Origin of the sequence: Actinomadura fulvescens, assembly GCF_039533225.1 — a bacterium.
Lineage (GTDB): Bacteria > Actinomycetota > Actinomycetes > Streptosporangiales > Streptosporangiaceae > Spirillospora > Spirillospora fulvescens.
The window spans coordinates 97,947-111,585 of the sequence record NZ_BAAATD010000016.1 but is presented as its reverse complement, the minus strand read 5'-3'; the positions used below and the strand labels follow the sequence as shown (position 1 = coordinate 111,585).

The following is a 13,639-nucleotide window of genomic DNA, read 5'->3' as shown; positions in this document are numbered from 1 at the left end:
CGAAGGGAGACGGCGCATGGTGAAAGCCGCGACCGCCGCGCGACGGCGACGCCTCACGGCCGCCGCGTTCCTCGCCCCGTTCCTGGTGTTGTTCGTCGTCGCCATGGTGGCGCCGGTCGGATACACGATCTGGATGAGCCTGTTCCGTGAGCAGTCCAACGGAGGGCTGGGCTTCGGGGGCGCCGAGCGCGTCTTCGTCGGCCTCGACAACTACGTCCGCGCGGTGTCGGACCGCGGCTTCCGGTCCGGCTTCGCCAACCTGGCGATCTACTGCGTGATCTACATTCCGCTGATGCTGGGCGGCGCGCTGGCGCTGGCGCTGCTGCTGGACACGGCGCTGGTGAGGGCCAGGCGCTTCTTCCAGCTGGCGTTGTTCCTCCCGCACGCCGTGCCCGGCCTGATCGCCGCCATCATCTGGCTCTACCTCTACACCCCGGGCCTCAGCCCCATCGTCGACCTGCTCGCCGACGGCGGCCTGGCGTGGAACTTCTTCGACCCCGACACGGTCGTGATCTCGGTGGTCAACATGGCCGCCTGGCAGTGGACGGGCTACAACGTGATCATCTTCTACGCCGCGCTCCAGGCCGTGCCGCGCGAGGTGCTGGAGGCCTCCGCCATCGACGGCGCCGGAAGCGTGACCACCGCGCTGCGCGTCAAGGTCCCGATGATCCGGTCCGCGGTGGTGCTCACCACGCTGTTCACCGTCGTCGGCAGCATCCAGCTGTTCACCGAGCCGCGCGTGGTGCAGCTGAAGGCGCAGGGCATGGACAGCGCCTGGTCGCCGGTCCTCTACATCTACCGCGCCGCGTTCACCGAGCACGACTACGGGCTCGCGGCGGCCGCCTCGCTCCTGCTCGCGGGACTGGCGGGCGGGCTGTCCTACGCCGTCACGAAATTCGGCAACCGTACCCGGAAGGGGGCCTTGGCATGAGCGTCCGCACCGCACCCGCCACGCCGTCCGCGCCCGCCGCGCGCCCGGCAGGGCCGCGACGGCTGCCCGGACGCCCTGGACGGCGGCCCGGACGCGACAGACGGCGGTCCGGAGGGCGGCCGCGCACCCCGCTGCTGAGCCGGGCGGTCGCCAACTCCCTGCTGATCGTCGTGACGTTCTACATGGTCGCCCCGATCACCTGGCTGGTGGTGGCCGGGACCAAGTCGACCGAGGATCTGTTCGGTCGGCCGGGCTTCGAGTTCGGCGAGTTCAACCTGTTCGGCAACATCGCCGCCGTCTGGCAGTGGGACGGCGGCGCCTACCCGCGCTGGTACCTCAACAGCGTCGTGTACTCGCTGTTCGGCTCCCTCGCCGGCACCTTCATCTCGATGCTCGCCGGGTACGCGTTCGACAAGTACGACTTCCGGGGCAAGGAGAAGCTGTTCGGGTTCGTGCTGGCCGGAGTGCTGCTCCCGGCCACCGTGATGGCGCTTCCCATGTACCTGCTGTTCTCCAAGGTCGGGCTGGTCAACACCTACTGGGCGGTGCTGATCCCCGGTCTCGCGCACCCGTTCGGCGTCTACCTCGCCCGCGTGTTCTCCCAGGGGTACGTGCCCGCCGAGGTACTGGAGGCCGCCCGGATGGACGGGGCGGGCGAGCTGCGGATCTTCTTCCGAGTGGCCCTGCCGATGCTCGCCCCCGGCTTTGTGACGATCTTCCTGTTCTCGTTCACCACGAGCTGGAACAACTTCTTCCTGCCGATGGTGATGCTGTCCGACCACGAGCTGTATCCGGTGACGCTCGGCCTGTTCACCTGGAACACCGTCGCCGCCCAGTCCCCCGAGTTCTACCGGCTGGCCATCACCGGCTCGCTGCTGGCGATCGTGCCGCTGATCGTGGCGTTCGTGATGTTGCAGCGGTTCTGGCGGTCCGGGCTGACGGCGGGGGCCGTGAAGTGACCGTGCCCCTCGTCCTGGCGATGAGCCCGGAGGTCCTGCCCACCCTCCTCGACGATGCCGCGCTGGAACGCCTCGCCCGCGTGGCCGGCTTCGACCCGGGGCTGGTCGTCGACGACTTCGCCGATCCCGCGTACGCGGGGGCGCTGGCCCGGGCGGAGGTGTTGTTCACCTGTTGGGGGTGTCCGCCGCTGACCGCCGAGGCGCTGGAGCGGATGCCCGGGCTGCGCGCCGTCGTGCACGCGGCCGGATCGGTCAAGCACCACGTGACCGACGCCTGCTGGGAACGCGGCCTCACCGTCTCGACCGCGGCCTCCGCCAACGCGCAACCGGTGGCGGAGTACACCCTCGCCGCGATCCTGTTCGCCGGGAAGCGGGTGCTGGAGACCGCCGCCCGCTACGGCCGGGAACGGGCCTTGCCCGACCGTGCGCGGATGTTCCCCCGCTGGGGGAACCACGGGCTGGTGGTCGGCGTGGTCGGGGCGTCCCGGATCGGCCGCCGGGTCATCGAGCTGCTGCGCCCGTTCGACATCGAGGTGCTGCTGTACGACCCGCACGTACCGGTGACCGAGGCGGTCGCCATGGGCGTGCGGCCCATGGGACTGGACGAGCTGGTCGGCGCCGCCGACGTGGTCTCCGTGCACGCGCCGGAGCTGCCGGAGACCCGCCACATGTTCGACGGGCCGCGGCTGGCGCGCATGCGGGACGGCGCGACGCTGATCAACACCGCGCGCGGCTCGCTGGTCGACACCGGCGCGCTCACCGCGGAGCTGGCGTCCGGGCGGCTGCACGCCGTGCTGGACGTGACCGAGCCCGAGCTGCCGCCCGCCGACTCTCCGCTGTACACGCTGCCGAACGTGCTGCTCACGCCGCACATCGCGGGCTCACTGGGCAACGAGCTCGCCCGGATGGCGCACGCGGCGATCGAGGAGGTCGAACGCTACGCCCGCGGGCTCCCCTTCCAGTACGGGGTCCGTCCCGAGGCACTGGCACGCTCGGCGTGACGAACCCCCTTGCCCTCAGCACGCTCGGTCTGCCCGGCGCATCCCTCGCCACCGCCGTCACGGCGGCGGTGCGCGGCGGGTGCGCCGGTCTGGAGCTCCGGTCGCATCCCGAGACCGGCGTTCACCCGGGGATGAGCTCGCGGGAGCGGAGCGCGGCCCGTGCCGCGCTCGCCGCCGCCGGGCTGACCGCTCTGACCCTGGCGGGGTACACCCGGATCGCTGAGCCCGGTGACGACGACGCCGTGTCGGCTCTCCTGGCCGCGGAGATCCGGCTCGCCGCCGACCTCGGCGCCCGGTACGTGCGTGTCTTCCCGGGGGGAACGGATGAGGAGGCCGCCGTGCGCCGGCTCCGCGCGGCCGCTCCGCTCGCCGCCGCTGCCAGGGTGGTGGTCGCCGTCGAGACGCACGACTCCCATCCGACCGGCGCGGCGGTCGCCCGGCTGCTCGACGCCGCCGCCGTGCCGGAGACCACCGCGGCCATCTGGGACCTTCTGCACCCATGGCGGTCCGGCGAGACTCCGGCCGAGACGCTGGCGAACCTCGACGGCCGTCTGGCGTACGTCCAGGTCAAGGACGTGATGAGCGCTGAGGACACCACGCCGGTACCGCTCGGCACAGGTTGCGTCCCCCTCACCGATGCCGCCCGAACGCTTCGCCGGGCGGGGTACGCCGGCTGGGTCTCCCTGGAATGGGAGCGCACCTGGCATCCCCAGGTCGCTCCCGTTCAGGACGTGCTACCGGGCGCTGCAGCGTGGGCCCGATCCCTCAGCTGCGGCGGTACGCTCCCGGACCTGGGCTGACCCGGGTGATCACGGGCGTTGCCAGGCCACGAGCGGCGTAGGCCCCGGAGACCGACCCGGCGACGTCGTCCGCCCGGTCCAAGGTGGCCAGGAGCAGGACCGAGCCCCCGAAGCCGCCACCGATCATCCTGCCGCCCAGGGCGCCGGCGTCCAGTGCCGTGTCCACCGTGACGTCGGCGGCGGGCCACGAGACCTCGTACAGATCACGCAGCGAACGGTGCGAGGCCGTGAGCACCCGGCCCAGGCCCGCGGCGTCTCCGGCGCGCAGGAACTCGATCGCCCGGCGCACCCGGTCGTTCTCGGTGACGACGTGGTCGGTGCGGCGGCGCAGGACCGGGTCCGGCAGGGCGGCGGGCACCTCCGTCACCTCGCTGAGCGCGCTCACCCCCAGCAGCCGGGCGGCCTCCTCGCACTCCCCTCGGCGCCGGGCGTACCCGCCGTCGGACAGCACGTGCGGGGATCGCGTGTCGACCAGCAGCAGAACGTGACCGGCCAGATCGAGCGGCACCTGTTCGGTGGCTCCCGAAGCGCAGTCCATGAGAAGCGCGTGGCCCTCCGTGCACAGCAGCGACGCGGCCTGGTCCATGATGCCGCACGGCGTTCCCGCGTACTCGTGCTCGGCCTGCTGGGCGTACCGTGCCAGTTCGGTGCGGGGCACGCGCAGCCCGTACAGCCGCGTCAGCGCCAGCGCGGTCGCGCACTCCAGCGCGGCCGACGACGACAGGCCCGCCCCCCGCGGGAGATCGGAGTCGATCGACAGCGTCGCGCCCGCGATCGGGTATCCGGCGGCACGCAGCACGCCCGCGACCCCGGCCGGATAGGCGGCCCAGCCGGTGATCCTCCCCGGCGACAGCTCGTCCAGCGGCACCGTCACGACGCCGGGCAGCTGCGCCGACCGCAGGACCAGCAGCCGGTCGTCGCGGCGCGCGGCCGACACCGTCACGCCGCTGCCGAGCGCGAACGGCAGGACGAGCCCGCCGTTGTAGTCGGTGTGCTCGCCGATGAGGTTGATCCGGCCGGGCGCGTACCAGACTCCCGTCACGCCGCCTCCCGGAGCCGGGCCGCGATCCGCTCCGGCGCCACGTCGTTGATCCATGCCGCCAGGCCCGACTCCGACCCGGCCAGGTATTTGATCTTGTCGGCGGCGCGGCGGACGGAGCAGAGCTGAAGGTGCAGCCGGATGTCATCGCGGCCGTCACGGACCGGCGCCTGGTGCCAGACGGCGATGTAGGGCAGCGGCGTCCCGTAGAGGGCGTCGCATCTGCGCAGGAGGTCCCGGTAGAGCACGGCGAGCTCGGCACGTTCGGCCGGGTTCAGCGAGGCGAGGTCGGGCACGTGCCGGTGCGGCGTGACGTGCGCTTCCACCGGCCAGCGGGCGGCGGCCGGGACGAAGGTGGTCCAGTGCTCCCCCGCCCGCACGATCCTGGTGCCCGCCCGCCGCTCGGCGGCCAGCACGTCGGCGAACAGCTCGCCGCCCGTCGCGGCGCGGTGCTCCCTGGCCCGCTCGATCATCCGGACGGTGCGCGCCGGCACGTACGGGTAGCCGTAGACCTGCCCGTGGGGATGGTGCAGCGTGACGCCGATCTCCTCGCCCCGGTTCTCGAACACGGCGACCTGCGCGACGTCGTCCCGGCGGGAGAGCGCGGCCGTCCGGTCGGCCCACGCCTCGATGACGGTGCTCATCCGGCCGCCGGGCAGTGTCGCGGCCGAGGCCTGATGATCACTGCTGAAGCACACCACCTCGCACCGGCCCGCGCCGCGCGCGCGGACGAACAGCGGCTCCCCGTCCACCAGCGGCGCCACGTCCGGGGTCGCGGCGGAGAACGAGGGGAACCGGTTCTCGAACACCACCACGTCGTAGTCGGGGTCGGGAATCTCCGAGAGCCGCCCGTCCCGGCTCGGGCACAACGGGCATTCCTCGGCGGGCGGCAGGAACGTGCGCGTGTTGCGGTGGGCGGTGACGGCGATCCAGTCACCGGTGAGCGGATCGCGCCGGATCTCGCATTCGGGCGCCGGGCGCGGCAGCCCGCGGCCGTCGGGAAGCGGCCGGCGGCCGGGGGTTTCGTCGAAGTACACGATCTCGCGGCCGTCCGCCAGCCGCGCCGCGGTCCGCCACACCGGTGGAGTGCTCATGGTCGCCTTGCTCATCGAGGAACGTCCGATCGGTTCAGCCGAGGGCGGGTACGACGTGGGTCGCGTAGCGGCGTTTCATGGTCGCGAGCACCTCGTCCGGGTCGGCGCCCCACACGCCCGCGTTGAAGATCTCCACCTCGATGTCGCCCGCGTAGCCGGCCGCCGTGACGGCGCGGGTCAGCGGTGCGACGTCGATGACGCCGTCGCCCATCATGGCCCGGCCCAGCAGCACGTCGGCCGGCAGCGGCATGAGCTGGTCGCAGACCTGGTAGCTCGCGATCCGGTCGCCCGCGCGGGCGATCTGCCGCTCGACCTCGGGGTCCCACCACACGTGGAAGGTGTCGACGACGACGCCGACGCGTTCGGAGGGATACGGCTCCGCGAGGTCGAGTGCCTGGCCGAGCGTGGAGAGCACGGCCCGGTCGGCGGCGTACATCGGGTGGAGGGGTTCCAGGGCCAGCCGTACGTTCCGTTCCTCCGCATGGGGAACGAGTGCGTCCAGGGCCTGCGCCACCTGGCTCCGGGCCCCTGCCAAGTCGCGGGAGACGCGGGCGCCGAGGGCCTCGCCGGGCACCACACCGGGCAGGCCGCCTACGACGAGCACCAGGCATGCCGCTCCCAGCTCGGCGGCCTCATCGACGGCCGCGCGGTTGTCGTCCAGCCACGTGCTCCCGGTGAAGAACCCGCCACGGCACAACGACGAGACCCGCAGGCCGGCGTCCCGCACGAGCTTGACGGTCGCGGCGAGGCCATGCTCGGCCACCGGCTCGCGCCACAGCCCGATGGCCTCGATGCCGTGGCGCCGGCAGCCCGCGACGGCCTCGGGCACCGACCAGTGCCGGGTCGTCCACTGGTTGAGTGACAGCCGGTTCACCCGTCCACTCCGTACGTCGCGAGCAGGGCCCGCATCCGCGTCTCGGCGAGCCCGGGATCGGCGAGCAGCCCGACCGCGTCGGCCAGCCGGAAGACCTCGGCCAGGTGGACCACCGAACGGGCGCTCTGCGCGCCGTTCACCATGGCGAACGCGTCCTGGTGGCCGTTCAGCCAGGCCAGGAACACGATCCCGGTCTTGTAGCGGTACGTGGGCGCTTCGAAGATCTTGCGTGCCAGCGGGACGGTCGGCCGCAGCGCCTCCTCGTACAGGTCGTCGCGTCCGTCGTCGAGGGCGCGGAGCGCGACGGCCGCGGCGGGCGCGATGGCGTCGAAGATCCCCAGGAGCGCGTCGCTGCCGCCGGCGATGAGGTCGGGGTAGTTGAAGTCGTCGCCGGTGTAGAGCCGGACGCCGCCGGGCAGTGCCGCCCTGAGCCGTACCTCGTGGTCGGCGTCCAGCAGCGACACCTTCACGCCGTCGATGCGGGACGCGTGGTCGCGGACGAGCGCCAGGAACGAGGCGGTGGCCTCGCTCAAGTCCCGGGAGCCCCAGTATCCGGCGAGGGCGGGGTCGAACATCTCCCCCAGCCAGTGCAGGATCACGGGGCGGTCGGTCTGGCTCAGCAGCCGCCCGTACACCTCGTGGTAGTCCTCGGGACCGCGCGCTAGCCTCGCCAGCTGACGGCTGGCCATGATGATCGCGCCCGCGCCCGCGGCGCGCACTACGTGGATCTGCTGCTCGTACGCGGCGATGATCTCGTCGAGCGTCGCGGCGCCTGGCGCGTGGTCGGTGCCCGCGCCGCAGGCGACCAGCTCGGCCGGGTCACCGAAAGCCTTCGCCTCCGCCGCGCTGCGCTGGATCAGGGCGCGCGTGGCGGCCCAGTCCAAGCCCATGTTGCGCTGGGCGGTGTCCATGGCGTCGGCTACACGCAGGCCGTGCGACCACAGGTGCCGCCGGAAGCGCAACGTCGCGTCCCAGTCGACCGACGCGGCGGCTCCTGGCCCGTTGTCGGCGCGCGGGTCGGCCACGACATGGGCCGCAGCGTACGCGACGCGCGACGTCGGCGGGGTCGCGCGGCGTTCCCAGCTCCTCGGCTCGCCCGGCTCGTAGTCTTCAAGACCGCCGTCAGCGGTGGGCAGCACGAGCATCAGGCGTCGCCGAGGTCGATCGGGGACAGCGCGACGCGGCGGCCCTCGGCGGAGGAGCGCAGGCCCGCTTCGGCGAGCTGTACGCCGCGCACCCCGGAGGCGAAGTCATGCGGGAACGGCGCGTCCTCCAGAACGTGCCGGACGAACATCTCCCACTGCACCTTGAAGCCGTTGTCGAACTCGGCGTTGTCGGGCACCTCCTGCCACTGGCCGCGGAACGGCTCGGTGGCGGGGAGGTCGGGGTTCCAGACCGGCTTCGGCGTCATCGAACGGTGCTGTACCCGGCACCGCCGCAGGCCGGCGACGGCGCTGCCCTCGGTGCCGTCGACCTGGAACTCCACCAGCTCGTCGCGGAAGACCCGGGTGGTCCACGACGAGTTGATCTGGGCGACGAGCCCGTCCGCCAGCTCGAAGATCCCGTACGCGGCGTCGTCGGCGGTGGCGTCGTATGGCGTGCCCGCCTCGTCCCAGCGCCGCGGCACATGGGTCACGGCGCGGGCGGTGACGGCGCGCACGGGACCGAAGAGGTTCTCCAGCACGTAGTGCCAGTGCGGGAACATGTCCAGCACGATCCCCCCGCCGTCGGCGGCGCGGTAGTTCCAGCTCGGCCGCTGCGCCTCCTGCCAGTCGCCCTCGAACACCCAGTAGCCGAACTCGCCTCGCACCGACAGGACGCGCCCGAAGAAGCCGCCCTCGACGAGCCGCTGGAGCTTGCGCAACCCGGGCAGGAAGAGCTTGTCCTGGACGACGCCGTTCTTCACCCCGGCCGCCCGCGCCGCCTTGGCCAGCGTGATCGCGTCCTCCAGGCTCTCGGCGATGGGCTTTTCGGCATAGACGTGCTTGCCCGCCTCCATGGCGCGGGTGACGGCGCCGACGCGGGCGGAGGTGACCTGGGCATCGAAGTAGATCTCGTTCGCCGGGTCGGCGAGCGCGGCGTCCAGGTCGGTGGTCCAGTCGGCGAGGTCGTGCTGAACGGCCAGGTCGCGCAGCTTCCCCTCGTTGCGTCCGACCAGCACGGGCCGCAGCAGCACGCGTTCGCCGCCCGACAGCGCGACGCCGCCCCCTGCGTTGATCGCCAGGACCGAGCGGACCAGGTGCTGGCGATGGCCCATGCGGCCGGTCACGCCGTTCATCACTACGCCGACGGTGCGCACGTTGGGCCTCCTGTAAGCGCTTTCCAGGCGCCCAGAACCTAGCCCAGAAAGCGCTTTCCCACAAGCCGGCGCGGGGGCTGCTCCTGGTCGATCAGGACCGTACGTAGCGCCGGAACATGATCCCTGAGGCGAGGGAACGGTGTTCGGCCAGGCGCAGCCGCAGGGTTTCTCCCACGGGCAGGTACGGCTTGCCACCCCCGACGATCACGGGGAACGCGTACACCCAGAACTCGTCGATCAGGTCCAGCACGGAGGCGGCCAGTTCGGGACCGCCGACTTGGAGGCTGCCGTCGATCTCCTGCTTGAGGCGCGTCACCTCGGATACGGCGTCCTTGCGACGGACGAGCGTGACGCCGTCGGGGACGGTCTGGAGAGTGTCGGAGAAGACGTACCGCGGCGTCTCCTTGTAGAGCTGGGCGAACTCCCGTTCGAGGGCCGGGGCGCCTTCCTTGCCGAGGTCCTGCGTCCACGGCTTTTCCATCGCCTCATACAGCCGCCGCCCGAACAGGAACGCCGCGGTCCGGCGAACGTGGTCGTTGGCCGCCTGCTGAAAGTCCTCGGCCGGGTCCCCGAAGTCCAGGCCGCCGTCGGGATCCTCGATGTAGCCGTCGATCGAGGTGTTCATCCAGTAGATGACCTGGCCCATGAAGGTCCTCCTTGGTCGTAGAGATCGTTCGGAGTGGAGACCCGATGGATCGCCGGAACTCATCGCGGGCAGCGGACGCGGGCGTTCAATTGCTGGTGGGCGGGATGTCCCCGGCTGGTCACCACTGACCGTTACCGTCCGCGAAATGATCATACGTTTCACACGGGTGGCGGCGGCGACGCTGCTGCTCGTGTCTCCCCTCTCCGTCCCGTCACCCGCCACTGCCGCCACGACGGCCGAGATCAAGGTGAAGGGCACGGTGTTCCGGGACGCCAACGGCAACGGTGCCCGCGACAAGGGCGAACGCGGTCTGCGCGGCGTCTCGGTGACCGACGGGCATATCTGGGCCACTTCCGGCGGCGACGGTTCGTACGAGATCCGGATCGACGCGGCGCGCCGCGGTACCGATCTGGTCCAGGTGGTCTCGCCGAGCGGCTACACGCCCGCGCTGCGCGACGACTTCGTCCCGCGGTTCTTCCAGCGGGTGCCGGAGGACGGCGGCGGCGCGCCGCGTTCGGGCGTCGACTTCGCGCTGGTGCCCGACCGGCACGCCGCGGACCCGCGCGAGACGTGGCTGATGCCGTCCGACTCCGAGACCGACAACCGCAGCGACGCGGCGGCCGCCGACACCCGGCGCCGGTGGACGGCGCAGGTCCAGGCCATGGCCCGGTCGGGCGCCACGGTCGCGATCGCCACCGGCGACCTGAACGTCACCGACTACGCCGCGGCGCCGCGCCGTCAGGGCGGTTACGACCTGCTGCGCGAGGGGCTGGCGGCCGGGAAACTCGGCATGCCGTTCTACCCGGTGATGGGCAACCACGACGCCGGTCACCCCGGCCACGACGCTCCGGGCTATTCCGCCAACATGGAGACCTGGCGGCGCAACATGGGCCCCGAGTGGTACAGCTTCGACCGCAACGGCCGCCACCACGTCGTCCTGGAGAACAACTACGACACCAGCGGGCTCGCCCCGCAGCTGGCATGGCTGCGCGAGGACCTGCGGCGGCACGCGCGCGGCAAGCAGGTGATGGTGTACGCGCACCGGTCGCTCTTCACGCCGTGGGGTTCGGGGTCGTCCATCCAGCCGATCCTGGACGAGCTGGCCGAGTACGACGTGCGGATGTTCGCGGCGGGCCACAACCAGCAGGCCGAGTTCCGGCGCGGCGCGTTCCGGCGCTCGGTCGAGATCAACAACATGGGCACGACGTACGGGATCGACGGGGCTCGCACCGGCTACAAGCTGCTGGACTTCACCCACATCAGCCCCGGGCGCGACACCGGCTTCGTGCGCGGCGTGCACCGGCAGTTCGGGGTGAACCGCGACACCGCGCTCGTCAGCCCGGGCAACGGCAGCGTGCACGGCACGAGTGTCCCGATCGAGGTCTTCGCCGAGGACACCGGCCGGACTCCCGCGTACGCGACCGTCGTCGTCCGGGACGCGCGGGGCCGGATGGTGCGGCGCGCACGCAACCTGGCGTTCGGGCGTGGACGTGCCGCCTGGACACGTGCGCACGGTGCCCTGAAGGGCCTGGCGCCCGGCACGTACACCGCGGAGTTGTCGGTGGCAGGCACCGACCGTACGACATGGCCCAGCGACAAGACCGCCTTCAGGGTGGTGCCGCGCGGTCACCTCGCCGCACCGAGAGCCGGCCACGACTGGACCCGGCCCGGTGGCCACGAACACGGCGGCTCCGCGCCCGCCGACGACCCCGGCGCGACGCTGGACCTGCGGTGGACGGCCAACACCGGCGAGCAGTTCAACCTCAACGGCTCGGTGGTGGTGGACGGCAAGGTGATCGTGTCATCGCGCGCGTTCGCCGCCCCGTCCAGCCTGATGCTCGCCTACGACCTCGCGACCGGGCGGGAGTTGTGGCGCACCGAGGTGGACGGCGACGCTGACGCGCGCCCGACCGTGCACGCGGGCCGCGTCTACATCACCACCGGCGTGGGACGCGTGTACGCGCTGGACGTACGTCGTGGCCGTGTCGTCTGGCAGGCGATCGACCACGAGGAACGGCGCGGCGCCACCGTCCGCCGCTACGGGCGGGCCGGGGGTCCGGTGAGCGTCTTCGACCTGCCCTCGGAAAAGCGTTCGGTCGCCGTCTACCAGCAATGGGACCGGGTGATGTGCCGGAACGCGGTGAACGGCGAACCGCTGGGCGGCGGGTTCCAGGCGCCGACGGGCTGGGGCCAGTTCCACAGCGCCGCCGTCCGCACACCCGGATCGTCCACGGCGTACCTGCACTCGGGGTCGAGCCAGACCCTCATCGCGATGGACCTGGCGAACTGCGCGCAGCTGTGGACGGCGAAGACCGACGGCGGCCTCTACAGCCACTCCTCGCCCGCACTGACCGGCTCAACCCTGGTCAGCGCGACGATGGCCGGGGTGTACGGGCATGACCTGAACGGCAAGCAGCTGTGGCACGCCAAGCTGGAAGGTGACAAGCCATCGGAGGGCACGCCGTGCGAACCCGGGCCGCCGCCGGTGACCAGCCCGGCGGTGCGCGGCCGCCACGTCTACGTCGCCGGCCGAGACGGCGCCGTCCGCGCGTTCGACCTCCAGGCGGACGACCCGGCGAACGGCTGCACGGCCGACCGCAAGGGCTCACCGGTGACGCACGCCCTGGCCACCGAGACGGCGGTGTACGTGGGCACCTGGGACGGCAGGCTGCTGGTCCTCGACCGCTCGACCGGGCGGATCGTCGCGTCCCACGACCTCGGCGGCGGCCTGTCGTCGGCGTTCTCGGTGAGCGGCGACTGGCTGTTCGCCCTCAGCGGTGACGGCACGGTGCACGCGCTGGCGACGCGGCGGACCAAACGCTGACGATCAGCTGTTGCCTGCGTTGAACGCGCCCCGGGGCGCCGCCGTCCGCAGCGGCACCCCGGGGTCGGTCATCGTTTTCCGAGTGCCTCGTCGGTGTCCCAGTTCCAACCGGTGATCGTCGTGCGCATCAGGCGGGCGGCGGTCGAGAGATGGCTGCCGGTGCCCCAGTAGAGGGTGAGCGTGCGACGGCACTCGGGACTGTCGACGGCGATCCAGGCGATGGGGGCGCCCGCGGCCGAGCGGCGGGCGAGGGCGGGCACGAGACCGATTCCGAGTCCCGCGGTGATCAACTCCGCGATGGCGCTCGGCTCGTCCCCCTCGCAGACGATCTTCGGGGTGAGATCTCGTGCGGCGAAGAGCCGGTCGAGCAGCCGGCGTTGCCAGTGCCCCTTGTGGGCGGCGATGAAGTGCTGGCCGGCGAGCTCGTCGATGGTCACCGAGGTGCGGCTCGCGAGCGGGTGATCCAGTGGCGTGGCCAGCCACACCACCTCGTCCAGCAGTTGGACCGCTTCCAGTCCCTCGGCCTGGATCGGCTGCGAAGCGACGCAGAGGTCGACGTCCTGGGCCAGGAGGTGGCGGGCCATCTCCGCGGCCGGCATCTGGTGAAGTTCGATCTCGATGTCGGGGTGGGCCCGTTTGTACGCCGCGAGCGGCCCGGTGAAGGTGAGGAAGGTCTCCGACGCGAGCCGCACGGTGCCGAAGCCCTCGCTGGCGGCCTCGGCGACGGCCCGCCGGGCCGCTTCGAGCTCGCCGAGGGCGCGTTCGACGTAGCCGCGGAAGAGTCTCCCGGTGTCGTTCAGCCGGAGCCGCCCGGCCCGGTCGAACAGCGGTGTGCCGAGTTCGGTCTCCAGCCGGGCGATGGTGCGGCTCAGCGACGGCTGGGCGATGTGGAGTTCGTCGGCCGCGCGGCTGAGGTGCTCCAGCCGCGCGACCACGAGGAACTGCCGGAGCGTGTTCAGATCCATGGGCCCCTCGTCATGCCTCGAACATCATAGCGTCATAGCGATATTGATCTTAGACGAGATAACTCTGCGGTCATAGTCTCGAAGGACATCGCTAATCGAGACAGAGCAAGGGGGTGCCTCATGGTCGCCGCAGCCGACACGGCCATGCCGGTCCTATCCGATGCCGCGCATCGGACGAGGCCTTCTGGGTGGGCGCTACGAGCGGTC

Annotated in this window: 12 protein-coding genes; 5 read left to right on the top strand and 7 right to left on the bottom strand. The window is 71.9% G+C overall.

The window, feature by feature from the left end; all coding sequences use genetic code 11:
- Window positions 1-16 precede the first annotated feature (16 nt).
- From ABD333_RS40670 to ABD333_RS40655, 4 genes are read left to right on the top strand one after another with little or no spacing between them, the layout of a single operon-like run.
- The gene (locus ABD333_RS40670; protein ID WP_344547967.1) at window positions 17-931 is read left to right on the top strand and encodes a carbohydrate ABC transporter permease; all 915 of its coding nucleotides are present in this window, start codon (window positions 17-19) and stop codon (window positions 929-931) included.
- Window positions 928-1,890, top strand: a complete 963-nt coding sequence (locus ABD333_RS40665; RefSeq protein WP_344547966.1) for a carbohydrate ABC transporter permease — start codon at window positions 928-930, stop codon at window positions 1,888-1,890. Before ABD333_RS40670 ends, ABD333_RS40665 begins: the two co-directional genes overlap by 4 nt.
- The gene (locus ABD333_RS40660) at window positions 1,887-2,891 is read left to right on the top strand and encodes a hydroxyacid dehydrogenase (protein ID WP_344547965.1); all 1,005 of its coding nucleotides are present in this window, start codon (window positions 1,887-1,889) and stop codon (window positions 2,889-2,891) included. Before ABD333_RS40665 ends, ABD333_RS40660 begins: the two co-directional genes overlap by 4 nt.
- Window positions 2,888-3,691 (top strand): sugar phosphate isomerase/epimerase family protein, encoded by an 804-nt coding sequence (locus ABD333_RS40655; RefSeq protein ID WP_344547964.1) that lies wholly within the window; start codon window positions 2,888-2,890, stop codon window positions 3,689-3,691. Before ABD333_RS40660 ends, ABD333_RS40655 begins: the two co-directional genes overlap by 4 nt.
- On the opposite strand, the gene galK is transcribed toward ABD333_RS40655, so the two are convergent.
- The 6 genes from galK to ABD333_RS40625 all read right to left on the bottom strand — a co-directional run bounded on the left by galK (window position 3,657) and on the right by ABD333_RS40625 (window position 9,643).
- Entirely contained in the window at window positions 3,657-4,733 is a 1,077-nt protein-coding gene (gene galK, locus ABD333_RS40650) for a galactokinase (protein WP_344547963.1), read from the bottom strand. The genes ABD333_RS40655 and galK overlap by 35 nt on opposite strands.
- Window positions 4,730-5,809 (bottom strand): galactose-1-phosphate uridylyltransferase, encoded by a 1,080-nt coding sequence (galT, locus tag ABD333_RS40645; protein WP_344548037.1) that lies wholly within the window; start codon window positions 5,807-5,809, stop codon window positions 4,730-4,732. The genes galK and galT overlap by 4 nt, the downstream gene beginning before the upstream one ends.
- Window positions 5,810-5,858: 49 nt before the next feature.
- Window positions 5,859-6,698 (bottom strand): sugar phosphate isomerase/epimerase family protein, encoded by an 840-nt coding sequence (locus ABD333_RS40640; RefSeq protein WP_344547962.1) that lies wholly within the window; start codon window positions 6,696-6,698, stop codon window positions 5,859-5,861.
- Window positions 6,695-7,843: a dihydrodipicolinate synthase family protein gene (locus ABD333_RS40635; RefSeq protein WP_344547961.1), complete on the bottom strand. Its 1,149-nt coding sequence runs from the start codon at window positions 7,841-7,843 to the stop codon at window positions 6,695-6,697. Before ABD333_RS40635 ends, ABD333_RS40640 begins: the two co-directional genes overlap by 4 nt.
- Window positions 7,843-8,976: a Gfo/Idh/MocA family protein gene (locus tag ABD333_RS40630; protein ID WP_344548036.1), complete on the bottom strand. Its 1,134-nt coding sequence runs from the start codon at window positions 8,974-8,976 to the stop codon at window positions 7,843-7,845. The genes ABD333_RS40635 and ABD333_RS40630 overlap by 1 nt, the downstream gene beginning before the upstream one ends.
- Window positions 8,977-9,088: 112 nt before the next feature.
- Window positions 9,089-9,643 carry a dihydrofolate reductase family protein gene (locus tag ABD333_RS40625; RefSeq protein WP_344547960.1) on the bottom strand — a complete coding sequence of 185 codons (555 nt, stop codon included), beginning with the start codon at window positions 9,641-9,643 and terminating at the stop codon, window positions 9,089-9,091.
- Window positions 9,644-9,788: 145 nt separating this feature from the next.
- On the opposite strand from ABD333_RS40625, the gene ABD333_RS40620 reads away from it, so the two are divergent.
- On the top strand, window positions 9,789-12,467 hold the full coding sequence (locus ABD333_RS40620; protein ID WP_344547959.1) for an outer membrane protein assembly factor BamB family protein: 2,679 nt from the start codon (window positions 9,789-9,791) through the stop codon (window positions 12,465-12,467).
- Window positions 12,468-12,535: 68 nt separating this feature from the next.
- On the opposite strand, the gene ABD333_RS40615 is transcribed toward ABD333_RS40620, so the two are convergent.
- Entirely contained in the window at window positions 12,536-13,432 is an 897-nt protein-coding gene (locus ABD333_RS40615; RefSeq protein WP_344547958.1) for a LysR family transcriptional regulator, read from the bottom strand.
- Window positions 13,433-13,639 lie beyond the last annotated feature (207 nt).